Consider the following 21,933-nt stretch of genomic DNA (forward strand, 5'->3'; position numbering starts at 1 on the left):
CACGTCAGGCCACCTTCTGCACGAGCGCGGTCAGTTCGGTCAGTTCGGCGGCCGTGAGGTCCGTCAGCGGCGGCCGGACCGGGCCGGCGCTGCGGCCCACGGCCGTCATGCCGGCCTTGACGATCGAGACGGGGTACCCGGGGGAGCGGTCCCGGATGGACAGGTAGGGCAGGACGAACGTGCGCAGCCCGTCCAGGACGGTGTCCCGGTCGCGGGCGCGGACGGCGTGGTAGAACTCCGTCGCCCAGCGGGGGGCGAAGTTGAAGATGGCCGAGGAGTACGTCGTCACACCCAGTTCGAGGTAGGGCAGGGCGTACGTCTCGGCGGTCGGCAGCCCGCCCACGGTCAGAACTCGTTCGCCGTGGGTGGCGTTCAGCCGCGCCAGGAGCTCGACGTCGCCGATGCCGTCCTTGAACCCGACGAAGTTGTCGAACTCGGCGACGAGCCGGTCCACGGTGGCCGCGGTGAACCGGGCGTTGGCCCGGTGGTAGACGACCACGCCGAGGGGCGTCGCCCGGCAGACGGCCGCGACGTGCTGGTACAGCCCCTCCTGGGTCAGCTCGTTGAGGTAGGGCGGGAGGACGAAGACGCCGTCCGCGCCCGCGGCCCCGGCGTCGCGGGCCATCGCGACCGCCGTCGAGGTGCCGTAGCCGGCCGGCGCGACGACGGGGGCGGTGCCCCCGCCGGCCTCGACGGTGGCGCGGACGATCCGCTGGACCTCCTCCTGCGTGAGCGCGGGGAACTCCCCGGTGCCGCCGGCGGCAAACAGTCCGGAAGCCCCGAACTGCGCCAGGTGGGCGACGTGTTCGCGGTACCCGTCCTCGGCGAAGGAGAGGTCGTCGCGGGTGTGGGTCACCGGGAAGGACAGCAGGCCCGCGCCGAGGGTGCGGCGCAGGTCGTCGGGGGAGCAGGTGCTCTCGGTCACGGGGTTCTCCTGTGTCACGGGTCGGTGGGGACGTTCCCAGCCTACTTCGTGTCCACGCAGAAGGACAGTATCCAAGGATGTAGACACTAGCGGTGGGCGGCGCGGGCCCAGTCGAGGCCGAGCTCGGTGAAGGTGCGCCGCCGGGTCACCGCCTCGTGGACCGCCTCCTCCACCCCGGGCAGCTGCCGGTGAACGTCGCCGCCGGGCAGGTCGTGCCGGACCCAGAACTCCCCGGGCACCGCGCGCGGCTCGGGGCCGGAGACGACGGCGTCCTGGACGCGGGCGAAACCCCCGGCGTCCTGCAGCGGGGACCGGGGCCGGCGGTCCGTGCGCACGGCGTCGAGCAGGTCGTCGAGCAGGTCCACGCGCTCGTGCCGGGTGACCCGCGGCGGCCGTCCCGGGACCTCCTCCACGACCGTGTCGAGCGTGTAGAACAACGTGATCGACCCGCCCGTGCCCGTCACGGTGACGGACGGTTCACCGGGCTCGGCCGCGGCGAGCGTGACGGCGACGAGGACGTCGAGCCCGTCGGCGAGCGCGATCCGGGCCGTGGAGGTGTCGTCGGCCTCGATGTCGTTGACGTGGAACAGGTCCGTCTCGACCGCCCGCACGTCCTCGAGGCGTTGCGACCCGGCGACGGCCAGGACGGTGGCGACGGCGTGCGCCAGCGGGTTCGTCAGCGCGCCGTCGGCGACGACCCGCCCGTCCAGCCGGCGCCGGCCCGCCCAGGGTGCCCGCGCGTAGTAGGAGTGCGTGCGCACCCAGCACCCGGCCGCGGCGTACCCCGTCACCGTGCCGATCCGGCCGCCCGCCACCCGGTCGCGGACGTGCTGGACCGCAGCCGACCCCAGGCTCTGGAACCCGACCTGGCACCAGCGACCGGTCTCCCCGGCCAGGGCGAGCAGCGCCTCGAAGGAGGGCAGGTCCGCGGTGGCGGGTTTCTCCACGAGCACGTGCGCGCCGGCCCGCAGGGCGGTCCCGGCGAGGTCGGCGTGCGTGTGCAGCGGGGTGCTCACGACGACGACGTCGGGCTCGTGCGCCGCCAGCAGGTCCGTCAGGTCGCTGAACCGCTGCACGCCCTCCAGCGCCCCGTCCGGCGGGACGGGGTCGGCGACGGCGACGAGGTCGATCTCGCCGCCCTCGCGCCGGGCGAGCAACCGGTCCACGTGCCGCCGGCCGTACCCGTGCACGCCGACGAGGGCGACCGCCGGTCGCGCCGGGCCGCTCACGAGCGGACCCCCGTCACGCCCGCGCCGCCCGCCACCGTTCCCGTCACCGTTCCCGTCACCGTTCCCATCTCCTGGTCCTCCTCGTGGTCGCGCACCGGTTCCCCCGTTCGTCCCTGCCCAGGGTCCCCGAGGAGCCCCGCCGCCAGTCCCGCGGCCGCGGCGGCCTCGAGCCGCTCGTCGAGGACCAGCACGTCGACCTCCTCCACGAGCGGGTCCGCCGGGGTGAGGACGAGGCGCTCGGCCACGGCCAGGGCCGGGCCGAACCCGACGTACCCCTGCGTGCGCACGAACCAGGGCCGGGGCCGGCCCCGCTGCACGGCCAGCAGCGACACCGCCTCCGGGCCGTCGGAGGTGACCAGCAGCCAGGGCGAGCGGACGCCGTGGGCGTGCTCGACACCGGTGCCCGCCGTCGTCGCCACGACCGCGCCGGGGAAGGGGGTGCGCCAGAACCAGCCGCCGTAGAAGGCGCCGGGGCGCCCGTTCGTCGCCGACGACCCCACCGACAGCGGGCGGTCGGGCACGAACGCGGTGCGCCAGGACAGGACCCAGCCCGCGGGGTGCGGGCACGTCCGCAGGCGCCGCGCCTCCACGCCCTGCCGGCGCCCCCGCTCGTCGGTCCACACGATCTCCAGGTCGACTCCGTCGGGGTGGTCGCGCCGGGCCGTCACCCGCTGCCGGCCGTGGTCGTCTCGCAGGACGGACCCGCGGCCGCGGACGAACGTGCGTCCGCCCCAGTGGTTCGTCCCGCCGAGGTCGGCCACGGCCACCCCCACCCCGTGGTGGTGGGGGTGGTCGGTCGGTGCGCTGTCGCTGAGGACCACGCCCGCCAGGGAGCGCACGGGGTGCAGGTGCGGGCGGGGGGACTCGGCCGGGGGCAGGTCGTCGCCGAGGCGGACCTCGACCACGTCCGCCGCCAGGACGGGGCCGGTCACGGGCGCTCCTCCTCGACGGTGCGCTCGACGGGCCCGAACCGGCCGGTGCCGGGGGACCCGCCCAGGGGGGCGGCGGCGAAGAGGGCCGTCTCCGCACCGATCCAGTGCCCGGCCACCGCGGGCTCGTCCCGGACCAGGACCTCCAGGTCGTGCCCGGGGCGGCGCACCGCGGTGCTCGTCGTGGCGCCCTCGTGCACGACGAGCTCGACCTCCAGCGCCGAGCCGGCGGGGACCGCGCCGTGCACCTCGACCCTCTCGTCCAGGTCGTCGGGGCCGCGTCGTCCCACGACCACCTCGTCGTGGCCGTCCGGGTGCCGTCGCACCCCCGTCCAGCTGTAGGACCGCCCCAGGACCGCCACGCCGGCGCGGGCGCCGGGTGGGCCGTCGAGGCTGACCGTCGTCGTGAACCGGGTTGAGACCAGGGGTAGGGGCTGGCCCATGACCTGCGGCAGCGTCCGCACGTTCCCGGTGTCGTTGGCGTCCCCCCGCAGCACGAGACCCCCGCCGTCCTCTCCTCCGGACGCCTGCCCGGCGGGCACGTCGGCCTGCCAGCGCCACTGCGGGCCGGGACCGTTCGCGAAGTCGTCCCCGCCCCCGGGCAGCCGTGAGCCCTGGGCGGTGCCGTGCGGCGAGGGGTGCTGCGCGACCGGTTCCCCCCACTGCCCCCCGTCCCCGCCGGACCCGGGGGTGGCGCCGATGACGGGCCACCCGTCCTCGGCCCAGCGCAGCGGTTGCAGGTGCACGACCCGGCCGGCGGCCCCGGTGTCCTGGAAGTGCAGGAACCAGTCGTCCCCGGCGGGGGTGTCCACCCACGCCCCCTGGTGGGGGCCGTTGACGTCGGTGCCGCCCTGGCGCAGGACGACGCGGTGCTCCCAGGGGCCCTGCAGGGAGCCCGACCGGAACACCGACTGCCACCCGGTCGCGACACCGCCGGCGGGGGCGAAGACGTAGTAGGACGATCCCCGGCGGTACAGCTTGGGCCCCTCCAACGTCGTGCAGCCGGGCACGTCGCGGCCGTCGACCAGCACCCGGCCCGGGCCCAGGGCCCGTGTCAGCCCGGCGTCGACCGGGACGAGCGACAGCCGGTTCCCAGTGCCGCTGCGGCTGCGGGCCCAGCCGTGGACCAGCCAGGCCGAGCCGTCCTCGTCCCAGAACGGGCAGGGGTCGATGAGCCCCAGCCCCGTCAGCAGCGGGCGGGGCGGGCTCCAGGGGCCGGCGGGGTCGGTGGCGCTCACCACGAACACGCCGCGGTCGGGGTCGGGGTACACGACGTGGAACACCCCGTCGTGGAACCGGATGGCCGGTGCCCAGACGCCGCCGCCGTGCCGCGGCAGCGCGAACGCGCCCGACGCGTCGACCCGGGGCAGGGCGTGGGTGAGGAGTTCCCAGTTCACGAGGTCGCGGGAGTGCAGCACGGGCAGGCCGGGGGAGCGGTTGAAGCTCGAGGCGACCAGGTAGTAGTCCGGCCCGACGCGCACCGCGTCCGGGTCGGGCCAGTCGGCGGCGAGCACCGGGTTCCGGTACGTGGCCGCAGGGGTTTCACGGGTCTGCGGGTTCTCGAGGGTTCCCGGGGCCGCCGGTCCTGCGGGGTCCCCGGGCGCGCCGGCGTCGGTGACGGACATGCCGAAACCCTACCGGAAAGCGTTTACTCGGGTGCCCGCGAGAAACTACGATCGCCCGATGGACCGACTCGTGGACCGCCCCCGGAACCAGACCGCGCACCGGACGGTCGTGGTCGGGGACGACGCCGAGCTCCTGCCCTCCGTCGGTCGCGCCCTCGCCGAACCCACCGTCACCGAGATCGTCGTGCAGCCCGGCCGCTACGTCGAGCACCTGCGGATCGAACCCCGTGCGGCGCCGCTGACGATCCGCTCCGCCACCGGGCGCGCCGAGGACGTCGTCCTGACCTTCGACCTGTGCCAGGGCGACCGGGACCGGACGGGACTGCCCTACGGGCAGGACTGCGCGACCCTGACCGTCGTCGCCGACGACGTGACCCTGGCCGACCTCACCGTCGAGAACACCTTCGACCGGTTCGCCGAACCCTGCCAGGTCGAGGCGCAGGCGATCGCGCTGCGGACGCTGGGGGACCGGATCACTGTGCAGCGCTGCCGGTTGCTCGCGCGGCAGGACACGCTCCTGCTCGACGCCCCCGGGTGGTCCGACGTCCGGCACGTCCACCTCCGGGACTGCCTCGTGGAGGGCGACGTCGACTTCGTCTACGGCCGCGCCACCGCCGTCCTGGAGGGCGGGGAGGTCCGCAGCAACGGCCGGGGCTGGGTGTCGGCCCCGTCCACGGCGCGGGAGAACCCCCGCGGCCTGCTGTTCTCCGGGGTGCGGTTCACCGGCCCCGGGCTGCCCTCGGGCAGCGTCCACCTGGGGCGCCCGTGGCACCCCGGGGGCAAACCCGACGCGGTGGGCCAGGCCCTGTTCGTCGACTGCGCGTTCGGGTCGCACCTGAGCCCCGCGGGTTTCACCGAGATGAGCGGTTTCGACTGGCGCGACGCCCGCTTCGGCGTGCTCGGCGGAACCGGCGCGCACCCCGGCTGGCCGTCCGTCCCGCCCGGTTCCCCGACCCGTCCCGAGGAGTTCCTGGCGGGCTGGGACGGCCCGCCGGTCCTCAGCGGCCGCGTCGTCGTCGTCTCGGACTCCACGGCCTCGGACTACCCGGCCGACCGTGCTCCGCGCACCGGCTGGGGTCAGGTCCTCGCCCGGTGCACGGGCGGCGAGGTCGTCAACCGGGCGATCTCGGGGGCCAGCACCACGAGTTTCCTCGCCTCCGGCGCGGCCGACGAGGCCCTCGCGGAACTCCGCCCCGGGGACCTGCTCCTCGTGGCCTTCGGGCACAACGACGCCAAGACGGACGAGCGGCACGCCGACGTCCACCGGACCTACCCGGCGAACCTGCGCCGCTTCGTGGTCGGCGCCCGCGCGCGGGGAGCCCACCCCGTGCTGCTGACGCCGGTCGAACGCCGGTCCTTCGACGCGCAGGGCCGTGCCCGGTCCACCCACGAGGGGTACCCCGATGCCGTGCGCCGGTTGGCCGAGCGCGACGGCGTGCCCTGGTTCGACCTCACCGTTGCGAGCCGACGGCTGTGGCAGGAGCAGGGGGAGGAGGGCAGCAGGGCGTCGTTCCTGTGGTTCGGCCCCGGCGCCCACGACGGCTACCCCGACGGCGAACGCGACGACACCCACCTCTCGGAGGCGGGGGCCGTCGCGATCGCCGAACTGGTCAGTGCCGGGCTGCGGGACCTGGGCCTGCTGCGGTGAGCTCCACCGCGGTGAAGGCGGCGAACAGGTTCGCCGCCAGCAGTCGCTGAGCGGCCGCGGTGAGGTGGGTCGTCCCGTCGTTGACGTGGCCGGCCGGGGACGGTGCGAACGCCGTCCCCGGCACCCGGCCCGGGGTGGCTGCGTGCGCTGCGGCCACCCCGGCGTGGTTCGGGTACGCGGCGATGCGCTCCGGCGCCATGCCGCCGAGCAGGAACGGGACGTCCTGCGCCGTCGGGACCTGCGCGCGGAAGGCGGCGACGAGCTCGTCGAGGTCCGCGGCGTACTCGGCCTCGCTGCGACCGTGGCCGCCGTCGGTCTCGCCCTGGTGCCACAGCACCACCCGCACGCGGGAGTCCGGGCCTGCCGCGGCCAGGGCCGCCCGCACGTGCGCGACGGCGCGCGCGAACAGGTTCGGGGTGTCCGCCCGCTCCAGGCCCACCTTCCAGACGCCGGGGTAGGACGTGTGGGCGTGGAAGCCCGTCCCGCCCACGGCGGCCGGGACGACGAGGACGCGCCGGTCGGCCGGCAGGGTCGGCAGCAGCAGCGCGGCGAAGGGGCCGCCGGGTCCGACGCCGCCCGGCGGGTGCCCCAGCAGCGGCCAGAACGGCTCGCGGGCCGGCACTATCCGCCCCCCGTCCGGTCCGGTCGCGGCGAACACCTCCACCCGCGGGTCGAACGCGTCGGCCCCCTCGGGGTCGAAGTCCGTGTTGGACCCGGCGGCGTTGGACTGCCCGAGGACGACGACGAGGTCGCGACCCGCCCGTTCCCCGTTCACGTCCCCGTTCGCGCCATGACCGCCCCGGCGTCCAGGGGCAGCCCGAAGTCGGCCAGCCGGACTGCCTGTCCGCTCGCCAGGGAGGCGTTGCCGCTCACTCCGACCAGGACGCTGCGGACCCCGTCGAGGTACCCGGCCTGCCGGCCCAGCGGGTCCGGGGCCGCACCGCGCAGGACGTCGTCGAGGAGCATCGCGTCCCCGCCGCCGTGCGCGCCGGCCCCCTCGGGGATGGGCAGGAGCTGCGGCGGCTGCCAGTGCTCCTGCAGCAGGAGGCGGGACCCCCACGGCCGCAGGGACTGCGCGGCCACCTCGGGGTCGTCGGGCTGGGCGCTCGGGTCGACGGCCGGCGCCGACTTGCCGGGCGTCGCGCCGGCGGCGACGGCCGCGGCCGCGACGTGGGAGCGTTCCACGACCTCCAGCTCGACGCGGCCCCGGGTCCCGTTGACGGCGACCCGGTACCCCTCCCACGGGGAGTGGGCGTTGAGCGTGTACGCCATGGACGCGCCGCGGGAGTAGCCGACCGCCAGGGTCAGGTTGTCCTCGATGGTGATGCCCCCGGTGAACACGTCGCGGTCGCGGTGGTACCCGTCGACGGCTTCGCCCTCCAGGAACAGCCGGCGCATCTTCTCATCGGCGGCGAGGTCCAGGACGAACGGGTCGCCGTGGCCCACGGCGTCCCGGCCGAGCAGCGGGCGCGGCCCCAGCCCGCGGCGCGCGGCGTTGGCCTCGCCGTAGAACCGCAGCCCGCCGAGGGCGAAGACGGTCTCGGGGGCGTCGTCCAGCCACCAGTTCACGAGGTCGAAGTGGTGGGTGGACTTGTGCACCAGCAGCCCGCCGGAGTTGGCCTTGTCCCGGTGCCAGCGGCGGAAGTAGTCGGCGCCGTGGACGGTGTCCAGGCACCACTCGAAGTGCACCGACGTGACGTCCCCGACCCGCCCGTCGGCGATGACCTGCCGCAGGAGGGTGTTGCGGGGGGAGTACCGGTAGTTGAACGTCACGACGAGCCGGCCCGTCGAGGTGCGCGCCGCCTCCACGATGTGGAGCAGCGACTGCGCGTCGATCGTCAGGGGTTTCTCGCACACGACGTCGACCCCGGCGCGCAGCGCGGCGACGACGTACCGGGCGTGGGTGTGGTCCGGGCTGGTGACGAGGACGACATCCGGGCGCTCGGTGCGCAGCAGGTCGTCGAACGCCTCGGGCCGGTACCGGTGCGGGGCGCGCCGCCCCCGCTCGAGGAGGAACTGCTCGTAGTAGTCCATCCGGACGTCGTTGCCGTCGACGAGGGCGACGACCTCCCCGACGTCGGTGTGGGTGGAGGACAGGGCCTCCAGGTACATCTGGGACCGTCCCCCGGTGCCGACGACGGCGTAGCGCCGCCGTCCCGTCGAGGGGGTCGTCACTCGTGCCTCGTCCATCGTTCCTCGTTCCAGGTGGTCGGTTCGGCGGTCCTGCGGGTGGTCACGTCAGGGGGTGCTCACTTCATCCCCGTGGTGGCGATGCCGTTGAGGAGATAGCGCTGCCCGATGAAGAAGAACGCCACGACGGGCAGGAGCGAGACGACCGACATCGCGAACATCGGGCCCCAGTCGCTGGCGCCCTCGGCCGACATGAACTGCCGCAGCGCCAGGGGCACGGTGAACAGGTCCGAGTCGGTGAGGTAGAGCAGCGGCCCGAAGAAGTCGTTCCAGCTGGAGATGAAGGTGAAGATCGCCACGGTCGCCATCGCGGGGACGGTGAGCGGCATGATCACCTTCCAGTAGGTCCGGTAGGGCCCGCAGCCGTCGATCTTGGCGGCGTCCTGCAGCTCCATGGGCAGTGCGCGCATGAACTGCACGAGCAGGAAGACGAAGAACGCGTTGGTGGCCAGGAACGCCGGGACCGTCAGCGGCAAGTAGGTGTTGACCCAGCCCAGCTTGGCGAAGATGACGTACTGCGGGATGAGGACGACGTGGGCCGGCAGCAGCATCGTGCCGAGCATGGCCGCGAACAGCGTCTTGCGGCCGCGGAAGCGGAGCCGGGAGAACGCGTAGGCCGCCATCGAGCACGACAGCAGGTTCCCGACGATGTTCAGCACGGCCAGGATGAGCGAGTTCACCAGGTAGAGCTGGAACGGGTGCTCCAGCGCCGACCAGCCGGCCGCGTAGTTGCCGAGCTCGACCTGCGAGGGGACGAGGTTGCTGTCGGCGAACACCTTGGCGCTCGGCTTGAACGACGCCGACAGCATCCACAGGAGCGGGTAGAGCATGACCAGCCCCACCCCGACGAGGACGACGTGGCGCAGGAAGCGCGTGCGGGGCGTCCCGCTCAGCTCCTCCTGGTAGGCCTCGACACCACGCAGGCGGTCCTTGGCCGAGCGGAGTCCGCGGGTCAGGGTCGTGTCAGTCATCGTAGAACACCCACCACTTGGAGACGAGGAAGTTGAGCGCGGTGAAGAAGGCGATGACGATGAACATCACCCACGCGAGCGCGGAGGCGTAGCCCATGTCGAACCGCTGGAACCCCTGCTGGTACAGGTAGAGGTTGAAGAACAGGGTGGACTCCGCCGGGCCGCCGGTGCCGCCGGAGAAGACGAACCCCTGGGTGAACGTCTGCAGGGATCCGATGAGCCCGAGCACGAGGTTGAAGAAGATCACCGGGCTCAGCAGGGGGACGGTGATGGAGCGGAATTGCCGCCACCAGCCGGCGCCGTCGACGGAGGCGGCCTCGTAGAACATGACGGGGATCTGCCGCAGCCCGGCGAGGAAGATCACCATCGAGGCGCCGAAGCTCCAGACGCCGAGGGTGACGAGGGTGACGAGGGCCCAGTCGGGGTCGGTCACCCAGCCCGGGCCCTCGATGCCGAAGAAGCCCAGGAAGGAGTTGACGATCCCGCCGTAGCCGAAGATCGAGCGCCACAGCATGACGATGGCGACGCTGGCCCCGATGAGGGAGGGCAGGTAGAAGATCGATCGGTAGAACTTGAGCCCGCGCACGCCCTTGTTGAGGAGCATGGCCACCGCCAACGCCGACACCATCGAGATGGGCACGGACAGGAAGGTGTAGGTGAGCGTGACGCGGGCCGACGTCTCCGCCTTCGGGTCCTCGAAGACGCGGGTGAAGTTCTCCAGCCCGACGAGCGCGGGGGACTGCAGGAGGTTGTAGTTCGTGAAGGCCAGGTACAGCGAGACCCCGAACGGGATGACCGTGAACAGCATCCCGATGAACCAGGGCGCGAGGAACACGTAAGCGGCCCGTTCCTCCGACGCCTCGGCCGAGCTGCGCCGCCGCAGGCGTGGCGGCCTGTCCACCCCGGGGGCGGCCACCGGGGACGTGGTGCTGGTGCTCATGGTTCCTCCTGCTGCTTCCTCGGTCGGGGGGCCGGCGGCACCGGCATCAGGACGACGCGCGGGCGAGGCTGGCCTGGGCTTCGGTGACGAACCGCTCACCGGCCTGCTGCGGGGTCATGCGGCCGAACTCGACCTCCGTGGCGAGGCTCACGAGGTTGTCGGAGATCTCCCCGGCCCCGGCGGGCTCGAGGTAGTAGGGGGGCAGCTCCTCGTCCTGCAGGCCGAGGAGGAAGTCGACGAAGGTCTTGCCGTCGGCCGGCAGCGTCGCCGCCACCTCGGTGGCGATGTCGGGGTTGACCGGGACGCCGAGCAGCGCCGCCCGCGACTCGAAGGACGTCGGGTCGTTGGTCAGGTAGTCGATGAGGGCGGCGGCCTCCTGCGGGTGCTTCGACCCGCTGGCCTGCGACCACAGCAGCGTGGGCGTGATCTGGTACCCGTGGGTGGGAACCTCGCCGGGGAAGCGGACGAGGGTCAGGTTCCCGTCCAGCGCGGTGTTGTAGTCGCCGAAGAGGTTGGCGGGGATCGTCTGGGACGCGACGAACCCCTTGCCCAGGGCGGAGTCCTCCACGGTGGTGGCCTGGTCGTCCAGGCTGCCCGCGGGGGCGTACCCGCCGGCGTCGCGGAGGTCGACGGTCATCTGGAAGTAGTCCGCCAGCGTCTGCGCGGACATCCCGAGAGTTCCGTCCTCGGTGTACAGGCTCTCCCCGTGCTGACCGGCCCACAGGGACACGGTCGGGGCCCAGGGGATGTTGTAGCCCGTGCCGTACGTCGCCCGGCCGGTGGCCTCGGTGATGGCCACGTTGAAGTCGTGGAACTGCTGCCACGTCCAGGTGCTCGTGTCCGGCAGGGTCAGTCCCACGTCCTGCAGGACCTTCGTGTTGTAGACCAGGCCCTGGCAGGTGGTGCCGGTGGGCACGCCGTAGAGCTTGCCGTCGAGGCGGCTGGAGGCCAGGACGCTGTCGTCCAGCGCGGTGAGGTCGAGGGCGTCGGGGAAGGTCGCGAGGTCGGCCAGGGCGCCGCGGGAGGCGTACTCCCCGAGCCAGCGCCCCACGAGGAACATGACGTCCGGCGGGTTGCCCGCGGCGAAGCGGGTGTTGAGCTTGTCCTGGTAGCTCCCGACGTCCATCCACTCCAGCTTCACGGTGACGCCCGGGTTGGCCTCGTGGTAGGCGGCGAAGGCCTTCTCGTAGACCGCCGCCTGCTTGGAGTCGGCCCATGCCATGACGGTCAGCTCCACGCCGTCCGCGTCCGTCCCGCCGCCGGAGGCGCCGAAGCGGCTGCAGCCGGTGAGGGCGACGGCGGAGGCGGTCGCCACGCCGGTGGCCAGGGTGGTGCGACGACTGAGGGGGCGAGCGGACACGGGGGTCTCCTCGGGTGTGGGCGCCTGCGGCGCGGGTCCTGTCCGGACGATCTGTGAGCGGTGCGGGAGCGGGTGGTGCGAGGACGGGTGGTCCTCCTCGACCCCCCGTGGCGCGGTGGTCGGCGACCCTCCTCGGTCGCCGTGAGCAGGTACGGTAATCGCTTTCTCGCTCCCGGTCCAGGGGTGGGGTCGCGAGCCGGTCGCGGCGCCTCCCTCGTCCACCCGGATCAAAAAAACTCTTGCAGCCCAACAAGATGTGGATGCAGACCGTGCTGCCCTTCCCCGGCGGGCGTTGTGTGGGTACCGTCTGGGGAACCGGTTTCTTGGTGGAGCGGGCGACGCGGCCGTCGCCCCCGCCGGGGAGGATGGCCGGGAGACCTCGGAGGTGGTTCGGGCGATGACGACCGGTGCGGCGCGGCTGGCCCGGCACGACGGGAGCATCCGCTGGGTGTCGGTCCCGGGGGCGGGCCATCCGGTCGCCTACCTGCACGGCCTGGGGTGCAGCTCGCTCGCCAGCTGGGCCGGCACCGCCGCGCGGCTGGGCCGCCCGGGCGTCCTCGTCGACCTCGTCGGGCACGGCCGCTCGGACCGGCCGGCCTCCTTCGACCACTCCCTCCCCGAGCACGCCGACGCGGTGGCGGTGGCCCTGACCGCGAGCGGCCGGGCCCCCGTGGACCTGATCGCCCACAGCCTCGGCGGGTCGGTGGCGGTCGTGCTGGCCGACCGCCACCCCCACCTCCTGCGCTCGCTGGTGCTCGTCGAGCCCGGTCTGGACCCGGTGGCGGTCGGCCCGGACCACGTCGCCGCGACGGACGAGGCCGAGCTGGCGCACGGCGGGTGGGAGCGGCTGCTGGCCCGGGAGGACCCCGAGCGGCGCGCCGAGGTCCGCACCACCGACCCGCTGGCCTTCGTGCGCGGGGCCCGGACGGTCTGCGACGCGCTCGGGGGTTCTCTCAACGACCTCCTGTCCCGGACCCGGACCCCGACCCTGCTGATCGCCGGCCACCGGACCTACGCGCAGTGGGACGTGCTGCAGGAAAACGGGATCCGCTGCGAACGGATCGCGGGCGGAGGTCACTTCGTGATGCTCGAGCAGCCAGCGCGGTTCCACCGGCTCGTCGAGGACTTCACCGCTCGCGCGCACCCCGCCCCGCCGTCGCCGCCCAGCACCTCCGGTCGCCTCGGCGCCTTCGACGGGCTGCACGACGTCGTGGCCCGGTCCTGGCCCCTGTTCGGCGCCGACGCCCCGGACCCGGAGACCGTCCGGGGCCGACTGCGCGCCGCGCTCGGGGTCCCGCTGCGCCCCACCGTCGCCGAGGCCGGTCTCGTCGTCCACGAGCGGTGGACCCGCGACGGCCTGGACGGCGCCGAGGTCAGCTGGGAAGCGGGCTTCGGCCCGCGGGTGCGCGGGCGGGTCCTGCGCCCGGCGGGGCAGGCCGGCCCGCTGCCGGGGGCGCTGTTCCTGCACTGCCACGGCGGGGTGAAGTCCGTCGGGCTGGACAAGCTCGCCGACGGGGCGGACGGTCGACCCGCGCACCCCCGTGTCGCCGGGATCCGCGACGGCCTCTACGGCGGTGTCGCGTCGGCGGAGGACCTGGCCCGCCGCGGCGTCCACGTCCTCGTCCACGACGGGTTCGGCTGGGGCAGCCGGCGGACCCCGCTGTCCGCTCTGCCCGCGCGCAGCGAGGCCCAGGCCGGCCACGAGCTGGCCGTGCGCACCGCCCGGGGCGAACGGCTCGACGAGGCCGCCGTCTACGACCTGCACGCCGGCCCCGCCGAGGACGCGGTGGCCAAGGCGCTGGGGGTCCTCGGCACCTCCTGGGCCGGGATGCTCGCCCGCGAGGACCTGCTGGCCCTGGACCTGCTGACCGCCGACCCCGGCGTCGCCCCCGGCGGGGTGGGCGTGCTCGGGTTGTCCGGCGGGGGGGCCCGCGCGGCGATCACCGCGGCGCTCGCACAGGACGAGCCGCACCTGGCCGGTGCCGTCGGTGCGGTCGTCGTGGCCGCCATGGTCTCCACCCTCCGCGAGGCGCTGCCTGAGCACCTGCACTGCCACACCTGGGCCCTCATGACGCCCGGGCTGGGGCGCGTCGCCGACTGGCCGCAGGTCGTCGCCGCGAGCGCCCCGACCCCCCTGCTGGTGCAGTTCGCCGCGCAGGACGCGCTGTTCCCCGCGGCGGGCATGAACCGGGCCCGCGGCGTCCTCGCCGACGCCTACGCGGACGCCGGTGCCCCCGACCGCTTCCTCGGCACCGTGCACGACGTGCCGCACAGCTTCGGCCGAACCCAGCAGGGCGAGGCCTTCGACTGGCTCGCCCGGCACCTGCCGGCGGGCCGCCCCACCGACCAGCCCGACGCCCCACCCCTTGGAGGACACCCGTGAAGGTTCTCGTCACCGGCGGCGCCGGCCGGCTCGGCCGCAGCGTCGCCACGGTGCTGCACCGGGCCGGTCACCACGCCGTCAGCGTCGACCGGTTCGACCACCCCGACCCCGCCGTGGAGGACGTGCGCCTCGACCTGCTCGACGAGGACGCCGTCGTCGACGCGTTCGCGCGGCTGCAGCCCGACGCGGCCGTCCACCTCGCCGCGATCGCCGTCCCCTTCAGCGCCCCGGAACTGCAGATCCTCACGACCAACACCCGGCTCGCGCAGGTCGTCGTCGACGCCGCCCTGCGCGCCGGGGCCCGCAAGGTGCTGGCCGCCGGCAGCCCGACCGTCCTCGGCTACGGCGCCCCCGGCGGCTGGACGCCGCAGTACCTGCCGCTGGACGAGGAGCACCCCACGGCCCCCTGGAACGCGTACGCCCTGTCCAAGAGCGTCGTCGAGGGCGTCGTGGCGATGCACGCGCGGACCGCGACCGACGCGGTGCTCGGCAGCTTCCGCCCGTGCTTCGTCGTCAGCCCCGAGGAGTGGGCGGGAGCCCCCACCCAGCAGGGCCACACGATCGCCGAGCGGCTGCGGGACCCGGCGCTGGCCGCGGTGTCGCTGTTCAACTACGTCGACGCCCGCGACGCGGGGGAGTTCGTCCTGCGCTGGCTGGACGTGGCCGACGCCTCGGTGTCCGGGGAGTGCTTCTTCGTGGGCGCCGCGGACGCGCTCGCCGTCCTGCCGACCGCGCAGGCCGTCGCGCAGGCGCTGCCGTCCGCCGCGGGCGCCGCCGAGAACCTCCCCGGGACCGCAGCCGCGTTCTCCTGCGCCAAGGCCGAGCGGCTGCTCGGCTGGCGACCGCGGCGCGGCTGGCGCACCGAGCTGCAGGACGCCCCCGACCTCGTCCCAGCGCCCGCCCCGACCCTGGCCGGGGGTGAGCGCTCGTGACCACCGTCGTCGAGCGGCCCGGCGCGGCCGGCGGCGCCACCGCGCCCGTCGTCACCGACCTGCGCGTGGAGCACCTCACGGTCCCCCTGCGCCGCCCCTGGGGCCCGGACGTCACCGTCGTGCACGTCCTGGCCACCCACGTCGAGACCTCCGACGGGGCCACCGGCGCGGGGTTCACCTGGACGCCCACGATCGGGGCGCACGCCGTGGAGGCGCTGCTCGCCCACGACGTCCGCGCCTTCGCGCTGGGCCGCCCCGCCACCACCGGCTGGTGGGAGCAGGCCTGGGAGCACCTGCACGAGGCCGGTGGCGGCGGGGTCACCACGATCGCCCTGGCCGGTCTCGACCTGGCGCTGTGGGACCTCGCGGCCCGGCGGGCCGACGCCTCGCTCACCGACCTGCTGGGCCGGCGGCACCAGCACCAGCCCACCTACGGCAGCGGCGTCAACCTGCACTACACCGACGCCGAGCTCGCCGACCAGGTGCGTCGCTGGGTCGACGTCGGCCACGCCGGGGTCAAGGTCAAGGTCGGGCGCCCCGACCTCGCCGACGACCTGCGCCGCGTGGCGATCGTGCGCGACCTCATCGGCCCCGACCGAGCCCTCATGGTGGACGCCAACCAGCGGTGGGACCTGCCGCGGGCGACCACCGCCGTGCAGGCCCTGGCCGAGTTCGGACCGGCCTGGGTGGAGGAACCCCTGCGCGCCGACGACACCTCCGGCCTGGTGGAGCTGCGCCGCCGCACCGGAGCCCGGCTGGCCATGGGGGAGAACGTCCACACCTGGTACCGGTTCCGCGACCTCATCGAGGCCGGCGCCGCGGACGTGCTGCAGCCCAACGTCGTCCGGGTCGGCGGCATCACCCCGTTCCTGAGGATCGCCGCGCTCGTGCGCGACGCCGGCCTGGAACTGGCGCCCCACCTGCTGCCGGAGCTGTCCGGGCAGCTGGCCCTCGCCCTGCCCGGGCGCACGTGGGTGGAGGACGTCGAGGACGCGGGGTTCGCCGACCTCGGCGTCCTGCGGGTCCCCACCGGCGGGACGTGCTCGGGCGGGTCCTTCCGCGGCGGTCTGCGCCCCGGCCTGGGGTTCGACTTCCGGACCGCGACGTGAGCCCCGCCCCGGTCCCTCCGCACGGCGCCGACCGTCCCGAGAAGCGCCGCCGGCTGCGCGAGCTGCTCGACCGCGCCGGGCACGAGCGCGTCCTGCTGACCACCGGCCCCACCCTGGCGTGGTACCTCGACGGCGCCCGCGTGGACGTCGGGGCCGGCGCGGCACCGGTCCTGGCCGTCGTTGCCGACGGTCGCGGCGACGTCGTGCACTGCGCCGTCAACGAGGTCGACCGGCTCCTCGCCGAGGAGCTGCCCGACGACGTGGACGTCCGCCCGGTGCCCTGGGCCGTCCCCCCGGCGCTCGCGGCGGCGCGGGACCTGCCCCGCGAGGACGACCTCGCGCTCGAGCTGCGCGCCGCCCGCGCTGGGCTGCTGCCGGGCGAGCGCGTCCGGTACGCCGACCTCGGCCGCGCCTGCGCGGAGGTCCTCACCCGGGCGCTGCACGAGGCCGAGCCCGCGCAGAGCGAACGCGCCCTCGCCGGGCGGGTCGGCGGTCTGCTGCTCGCCGAGGGGATCGACCCGCTCGTCGTGCTCGTCGCCGGGCAGGACCGCGTCCTGCTGCGCCACCCCGTGCCGGGGCCCGGCCCTCTGGGGCGGCGCGCGATGGTCGTGGTCTGCGGACGCCGGCACGGCCTGGTCGCCAACCTCACCCGGTGGGTGGCCTTCGACGACCCCGACCCGGCCACCGCCGAGGCCACCCGAGCCGTCCTCGAGGTCGAGGCCGACGCCCTCGCCGCCTGCCGGCCGAGCCGAACCTTGGCCGAGGTGCTCGAGGACGTCGCCCGTGCCTACCCCCGGCACGGCTTCGACGCGCAGGAGTGGACCCGGCACCACCAGGGGGGTCCGACCGGGTACGCCGGGCGCGACCCCCGCGCCACCCCGGACGCCGTCGACACCGTGGTCCCCGGTCAGGCCTTCGCCTGGAACCCCACGGCGCCGGGCGTCAAGGTGGAGGACACCCTCGTCCTGGCCCCCGGCGCCGACCCGCAGGTGCTGACCTGCGACCCGGCGTGGCCGACCGTCACCGTGCGGGGCCTGGCGCGCCCGGCGGAGCTGCGGCGGTGACCCGGGACCGCCGCGGGCCCGGCGCCCGGACGGTCCGCCCGACGGCACTTACCATCTTGTCGTGCCACGGGTGACACGGCGGTCCGCGGCGGCCGGGGCGACCATCAGCGAGGTGGCGGCCGCCGCCGGCGTCTCGCAGGCCACCGTCTCGCGCGTCATGAACGGGCGCGTCACCGTCGCCCCGGACATCGCCGACCGGGTGCGCGCGGCCGCGCTGGCCCTGCGCTACCGGCCCAGCACCTCGGCCCGCAGCCTGTCGCTGGGGCGCACCGGGACCGTCGCCCTCGTCGTCCCCGACCTGGCCAACCCCGTCTTCCAGCGCGTCATGCGCGGGGCCGTCGACGCCGCCGAGGCGGCCGACCACCGGGTCCTGGTCGCCGAGACGGCGGGCCGCACGAGGCGCGAGCTCGACATCGTCCGCGAGGCCCGGTCCCGGTGCGACGCCCTCGTCCTGGTGTCCCCGACCGTGTCGGACGCCCAGCTGCACCAGGTGTTGGGGGAGATGGCACCCGCCGTCCTCGTCAACCGGGTGCTGCCCGGATCACCGGCCCCTTCCGTCGTCGTCGACCACGGCCACGGTTTGAACGCGCTCGTCGAGCACCTCGCCGGCCTGGGGCACCGGCACCTCGTGCACCTCGCGGGACCGGAGACTGCGGCCGCGACCCCCGAACGCGCCCGGACGCTGCAGGAAGCCGCCCGACGCTGGGACGGCCTGCGGGTGACGACGCTGCCGGCGGGTACCGGGCTCGACGACGGGTACGCGGTCGCCGACCAGGTGCTGGAGACGGGGGCGACGGCCGTCGTGGCGTTCAACGACCTCGTGGCTTTCGGCGTCCTGGCCCGGCTCAACGAGACCGGGGTCGCGGTGCCCGTCGACCTGTCCGTGGCGGGGTTCGACGGCATCGAGCTGGCGCGCTTCGCGACGCCGCCGCTGACCACCGCCAGCGTCGACCAGGCCGACCTCGGCCGGCGGGCGATGCGGCGGCTGCTGGACCTGGTGGCCGGTCGCGAGGACGTCGTCTACAGCGTCGACGTCCTCGTCCCGAGCCTGCTGGTGCGCGCCAGCACCGGCCCGGTGCCCCCGGCCCGCCGCGAGATGCGGGCGGTCCCGTCCGGGGCTGCCGCGTCGGCCCCGGACGACCCGGCGCGCTGGGTCCTGGAGGGGTCCGGCGCGCACCTGCGGGCCGCGGGCACGGTGCTGGCCCGGCTCGCCGACGGCTCGACGACGCCCAAGGTCCACAGCCCTCGGCCGTTCGTGCACCCCGTGCACTCCCTGGCCGGGGTCCCGGTGAGCGCGGCCGGCTCGGTCGTCCACCGCCACCAGAACGGTCTCTCGCTCGCCCTGCCCGACGTGGACGGCACCAACCACTGGGGCGGTCGGACGTACGTCGCCGACCGGGGGCCGGTGCTGCTCATGGACCACGGCCGGCAGGAGATCGCCGATCTGCGGCTCGGGGAGGACGCGACCCACCCCGGCGCGCGCCTGGAGACGGACGTCCGGTGGATCGACCGGGACGGAGAGCTGCAGCTGCGCGAGGACCGGTCGCTGACCGCGCGGGTCCTGCCCGAGGAGCAGGCATGGCTGCTGGACTGGCGCAGCCGGCTGGTGCCGCGGCGGGACCTGACGCTCACGAGCCCTGTGGCGCGGGGACGGGTCGGCGCCGGGTTCGGCGGGATCCACTGGCGGCTGGCCCACGCCGACGAGACCCTGCTGTTCACGGCGCAGGCCGAGGGGGAGGCGGCCGTCATGGGGTCCCGGACCCCGTGGCTGGCCTTCGCCCGTCGCCACGGCCGGTCGTGGTCCAGCGTGCTGCTCGCCCAGGACCCCGGCGGCCCGCTCGTCCCGTGGTTCGCCCGGGTGGTCGACTACGTCGGTGCCGGCCCCGCCCTCGCGTGGGACGCGCCGGTCGTCCTGCCTGCCGACGCGCCCTTCGACGTGACCCTGCTGACGGTCGTGGTGGACCGGTGCCTCACGCCCTCCTCCGCCGAGGACCTCCTCCGGCTGGCCCGCGGCTCGGCGTAGCGGGTCTCAGGTGTACAGCGTGAACCCCGGGTGGGTGCCGGTGAGGAAGTGGTTCCCCACCTCGCGCGCCTTGTACTGCACCGGGTCGTGCAGGGTGTGGGTGCGGACGTTGCGCCAGAACCGGTCGAACCCGTACTTGTTCGACGACGCGCGGGCTCCTGTCACCTCGTAGATCGTCGACGTCGCCTCGACGGCCAGGTCGGAGGACACGACCTTGAGCGCCGCGATCTCCTCGGCCACCTCCCCGCGCTCGGACCACGTCAGGTCGGCACCGCGCTCGTGGGCCTGGGACAGGGACTCCCCGACGCTGCGGCCCAGCGCCTCCGCCGCGCGCAGGCGCGCGACGAGCCGGCCGTACGTCGCCAGGACGTACGGGTCCTCGACGGCGTCCTGCACGTCCGACAGCAGCCACGGCCGCGAGGTGGTGCGGGTGTACTCGGCGGCGGTCTCCAGCGCCCCGCGGGTGACCCCGAGGTAGAAGTGCCCGAACGCGGCCTGGATGGCCGGGGTCACGAGGGACCCGAACGCGCCGCTCGTGGACGCCGAGCCCAGGACGGCGTCCGGGGCGATCCGCACGTCTTCGAACCGGACGGACCCCGACGCCGACAGGCGCTGGCCGAGGTTGTCCCAGTCACCGCCCTTGACGAAACCGGGGGTCTCGCGGGGGACGACCACGAGCAGGTCGCGCCCGTCGTCGGTCAGGCCGCCGACCACGGTGACGTCACCGACGCTCGCCCCGGTGGAGAAGTTCTTCGTGCCCGACAGGATCCAGCCGCCGGTCACGTCCGGGTCCGGACGCAACTGCAGGTCCGGGTCGACGGGGTTCACGGAGTCGCCCCACAGCCACTGCTGCCCGGCCGTCGGGACCCCCCACCGCTGCCGGCCCGCGTCGTCGGCCACCCACACGAGGTTGTGGGCGTTGACGTAGTGGTAGGCCAGCAGCTGCGCGATGGACCCGTCGGTGCGGGCGACCTCCTTCACGACGTCCAGCGCGACCGACCACGGCAGCCCCGCGCCGCCGATCGACGTCGGCAGGAGGACGGCCGGCAGCCCGGCCTTGCGCAGCAGTTCGGCCTCGGTGAACGGTTCGGCGTTGGCGCGGTCGCGCTCGAGGGCGTCGAGGCCGAGGTGGTTCGCGACGTCGCGGGCGGCGTCGAGGACCTGGTCGCGGGTGGTCATGCGGGGTCTCCTGGGGTGTTCGGGCGGTTCTCGGGGTGGGTCAGCGGGCGTCGGCGGACGCGCGGAAGGCGGCCGCCGGGTGGTCGTCGCGGACGCGGACCTGCCCCTTGCCGTAGATCGTCTCGCGCAGGGTCTCGCCCTGGTACTCCGTCGGGTAGACGCCGCGGCGCTGCAGTTCGGGGACGACGAGCTCGACGATGTCCTCGAAGGTGCCGGGGGTGATGGCGTAGGCGCAGTTGAACCCGTCGACGTCGCCGACGTCCATCCAGCGCTGCAGCTCGTCGGCCACGGTGGACGGCGACCCGACGACGACCGCCCCCATCCCGCCGATGCCGACCCAGTTCGCGATGTCGCGCGGGGTCCACTTCCGGTCGGGGTCGGCGGTGGAGAACGCCTCCACGGCGCTGCGGACGGCCTGCGTCTCGGCGTACTCCAGCGGCTCGTCCGGCGGGTAGCTCGAGAGGTCCAGCCCGCTCCAGCCGCCGTAGAGGTTCAGGGCGCCGTCGTAGCTGACGTACTGCGCGTACTCCTCGTACTTGGCCCGCGCCTCCTCGTCGGTGGGGGCGGTGATGATCGTGACGAGGGTGAACACCTTGACGCTGCGCGGGTCGCGGCCGGCCTGCTCGGCCTGCGCGCGCAACCGGTCGACCCAGGGGCGCATCACCTCCGGACGGGTGGCGGTGTTGAAGACCGCCTCGCCGTGGCGGGCGGCGAAGGCGATCCCGCGCGGGGAGGCCCCGGCCTGGAAGATCACCGGCGTGCGCTGGGGCGAGGGGGCCGTCAGGCCGATGCCTGGGACGTCGAAGAACCGCCCGTGGTGCTCGATCGGGTGCACCTTGGCGGGGTCGGTGAACACCCCGGCCTCGGCGTCGCGGACGACGGCGTCGTCCTCCCAGGACCCCTCCCACAGCTTGTAGACGACCTCCAGGAACTCCTCGCCGAGCTCGTAGCGCTCGTCGTGGGAGATCTGGGTCGACAGGCCCAGGTTCTTCGCCGCCGACTCCAGGTAGCTCGTCACCACGTTCCAGCCGACGCGGCCGTTCGTGTAGTGGTCCAGCGTCGCCATCGTGCGGGCGAAGGAGTAGGGCTGCTCGTACGTCAGCGACACCGTCACCCCGAACCCGAGGTGCTCGGTCACCGCGCCCATCGCCGACACGGCGAGCAGCGGGTCACCCACGGGGACCTGGGTCGACTCGCGCAGCGCCGTCTCCGGGCCACCCCGGTAGACGTCGTAGATCCCGAGGACGTCGGCGATGAACAGCGAGTCGAACTTGCCGCGTTCGAGCAGCTTCGCCAGCTCGGTCCAGTAGCGGAGGTCGTCGAAGCGGTGCGACTGGTCGTCGGGGTGGCGCCACAGGCCGGGGGACTGGTGCCCGACGCACGTCATGTCGAAGGCGTTGAGGTGCACCCTGCGGTCTTGCGTCAC

17 protein-coding genes are annotated in these 21,933 nt (G+C 74.6%); 6 read left to right on the top strand and 11 right to left on the bottom strand.

Translation table 11 applies throughout. The features are described 5' to 3' along the window. Nucleotides 1–4: 4 nt before the first annotated feature. The 4 genes from AB2L28_RS07140 to AB2L28_RS07155 all read right to left on the bottom strand — a co-directional run bounded on the left by AB2L28_RS07140 (nt 5) and on the right by AB2L28_RS07155 (nt 4,708). Nucleotides 5–925 carry a 5-dehydro-4-deoxyglucarate dehydratase gene (locus AB2L28_RS07140; protein WP_370718059.1) on the bottom strand — a complete coding sequence of 307 codons (921 nt, stop codon included), beginning with the start codon at nt 923–925 and terminating at the stop codon, nt 5–7. Between the two features lie 86 nt (nt 926–1,011). Then, entirely contained in the window at nt 1,012–2,154 is a 1,143-nt protein-coding gene (locus AB2L28_RS07145) for a Gfo/Idh/MocA family protein (protein ID WP_370718060.1), read from the bottom strand. Next, entirely contained in the window at nt 2,151–3,086 is a 936-nt protein-coding gene (locus AB2L28_RS07150) for a DUF6807 family protein (RefSeq protein ID WP_370718061.1), read from the bottom strand. The genes AB2L28_RS07145 and AB2L28_RS07150 overlap by 4 nt, the downstream gene beginning before the upstream one ends. After that, the gene (locus tag AB2L28_RS07155) at nt 3,083–4,708 is read right to left on the bottom strand and encodes a glycoside hydrolase family 43 protein (protein WP_370718062.1); all 1,626 of its coding nucleotides are present in this window, start codon (nt 4,706–4,708) and stop codon (nt 3,083–3,085) included. Before AB2L28_RS07155 ends, AB2L28_RS07150 begins: the two co-directional genes overlap by 4 nt. Nucleotides 4,709–4,766: 58 nt before the next feature. Between AB2L28_RS07155 and AB2L28_RS07160 the strand changes: the two genes are divergently transcribed. Further along, on the top strand, nt 4,767–6,356 hold the full coding sequence (locus AB2L28_RS07160) for a pectinesterase family protein (protein WP_370718063.1): 1,590 nt from the start codon (nt 4,767–4,769) through the stop codon (nt 6,354–6,356). On the opposite strand, the gene AB2L28_RS07165 is transcribed toward AB2L28_RS07160, so the two are convergent. From AB2L28_RS07165 to AB2L28_RS07185, 5 genes are read right to left on the bottom strand one after another with little or no spacing between them, the layout of a single operon-like run. After that, nucleotides 6,319–7,131: a sialate O-acetylesterase gene (locus AB2L28_RS07165; RefSeq protein ID WP_370718064.1), complete on the bottom strand. Its 813-nt coding sequence runs from the start codon at nt 7,129–7,131 to the stop codon at nt 6,319–6,321. The two genes, AB2L28_RS07160 and AB2L28_RS07165, sit on opposite strands and share 38 nt — an antisense overlap. Continuing rightward, entirely contained in the window at nt 7,128–8,546 is a 1,419-nt protein-coding gene (locus tag AB2L28_RS07170) for a Gfo/Idh/MocA family protein (protein WP_370718065.1), read from the bottom strand. The genes AB2L28_RS07165 and AB2L28_RS07170 overlap by 4 nt, the downstream gene beginning before the upstream one ends. Before the next feature lie 59 nt (nt 8,547–8,605). Next, nucleotides 8,606–9,517, bottom strand: a complete 912-nt coding sequence (locus AB2L28_RS07175; protein ID WP_370718066.1) for a carbohydrate ABC transporter permease — start codon at nt 9,515–9,517, stop codon at nt 8,606–8,608. Then, the gene (locus AB2L28_RS07180) at nt 9,510–10,457 is read right to left on the bottom strand and encodes a carbohydrate ABC transporter permease (protein WP_370718067.1); all 948 of its coding nucleotides are present in this window, start codon (nt 10,455–10,457) and stop codon (nt 9,510–9,512) included. The genes AB2L28_RS07175 and AB2L28_RS07180 overlap by 8 nt, the downstream gene beginning before the upstream one ends. Before the next feature lie 46 nt (nt 10,458–10,503). Further along, nucleotides 10,504–11,817 carry an ABC transporter substrate-binding protein gene (locus AB2L28_RS07185; RefSeq protein ID WP_370718068.1) on the bottom strand — a complete coding sequence of 438 codons (1,314 nt, stop codon included), beginning with the start codon at nt 11,815–11,817 and terminating at the stop codon, nt 10,504–10,506. A 397-nt stretch (nt 11,818–12,214) separates the two neighbouring features. On the opposite strand from AB2L28_RS07185, the gene AB2L28_RS07190 reads away from it, so the two are divergent. The 5 genes from AB2L28_RS07190 (at nt 12,215) to AB2L28_RS07210 (ending at nt 19,328) form a co-directional block, all read left to right on the top strand. Continuing rightward, complete coding sequence (locus AB2L28_RS07190; protein ID WP_370718069.1) at nt 12,215–14,200, top strand: alpha/beta fold hydrolase; 1,986 nt, start codon at nt 12,215–12,217, stop codon at nt 14,198–14,200. Next, on the top strand, nt 14,197–15,132 hold the full coding sequence (locus AB2L28_RS07195; RefSeq protein WP_370718070.1) for an NAD-dependent epimerase/dehydratase family protein: 936 nt from the start codon (nt 14,197–14,199) through the stop codon (nt 15,130–15,132). Before AB2L28_RS07190 ends, AB2L28_RS07195 begins: the two co-directional genes overlap by 4 nt. Further along, entirely contained in the window at nt 15,129–16,241 is a 1,113-nt protein-coding gene (locus tag AB2L28_RS07200) for a mandelate racemase/muconate lactonizing enzyme family protein (protein ID WP_370718071.1), read from the top strand. The genes AB2L28_RS07195 and AB2L28_RS07200 overlap by 4 nt, the downstream gene beginning before the upstream one ends. Further along, nucleotides 16,238–17,305 carry a M24 family metallopeptidase gene (locus AB2L28_RS07205; RefSeq protein ID WP_370718072.1) on the top strand — a complete coding sequence of 356 codons (1,068 nt, stop codon included), beginning with the start codon at nt 16,238–16,240 and terminating at the stop codon, nt 17,303–17,305. Before AB2L28_RS07200 ends, AB2L28_RS07205 begins: the two co-directional genes overlap by 4 nt. 61 nt (nt 17,306–17,366) lie before the next feature. Further along, on the top strand, nt 17,367–19,328 hold the full coding sequence (locus AB2L28_RS07210) for a DUF6807 family protein (protein WP_370718073.1): 1,962 nt from the start codon (nt 17,367–17,369) through the stop codon (nt 19,326–19,328). A gap of 6 nt (nt 19,329–19,334) precedes the next feature. Here AB2L28_RS07210 and AB2L28_RS07215 read toward each other — a convergent pair whose 3' ends face one another. Next, complete coding sequence (locus tag AB2L28_RS07215) at nt 19,335–20,507, bottom strand: acyl-CoA dehydrogenase family protein (RefSeq protein WP_370718074.1); 1,173 nt, start codon at nt 20,505–20,507, stop codon at nt 19,335–19,337. 40 nt (nt 20,508–20,547) lie between these two features. Further along, entirely contained in the window at nt 20,548–21,933 is a 1,386-nt protein-coding gene (locus AB2L28_RS07220; protein ID WP_370718075.1) for an LLM class flavin-dependent oxidoreductase, read from the bottom strand.

The organism is Kineococcus mangrovi (genome assembly GCF_041320705.1).
Lineage (GTDB): Bacteria > Actinomycetota > Actinomycetes > Actinomycetales > Kineococcaceae > Kineococcus > Kineococcus mangrovi.

Bases quoted from the DNA above. Each gene is read 5' to 3' on its own strand.
- AB2L28_RS07155 (WP_370718062.1), bottom strand. From the start codon at position 4,708: ATGTCCGTCACCGACGCCGGCGCGCCCGGGGACCCCGCAGGACCGGCG.
- AB2L28_RS07160 (WP_370718063.1), top strand. From the start codon at position 4,767: ATGGACCGACTCGTGGACCGCCCCCGGAACCAGACCGCGCACCGGACG.
- AB2L28_RS07170 (WP_370718065.1), bottom strand. From the start codon at position 8,546: ATGGACGAGGCACGAGTGACGACCCCCTCGACGGGACGGCGGCGCTAC.
- AB2L28_RS07175 (WP_370718066.1), bottom strand. From the start codon at position 9,517: ATGACTGACACGACCCTGACCCGCGGACTCCGCTCGGCCAAGGACCGC.
- AB2L28_RS07180 (WP_370718067.1), bottom strand. From the start codon at position 10,457: ATGAGCACCAGCACCACGTCCCCGGTGGCCGCCCCCGGGGTGGACAGG.
- AB2L28_RS07190 (WP_370718069.1), top strand. From the start codon at position 12,215: ATGACGACCGGTGCGGCGCGGCTGGCCCGGCACGACGGGAGCATCCGC.
- AB2L28_RS07215 (WP_370718074.1), bottom strand. From the start codon at position 20,507: ATGACCACCCGCGACCAGGTCCTCGACGCCGCCCGCGACGTCGCGAAC.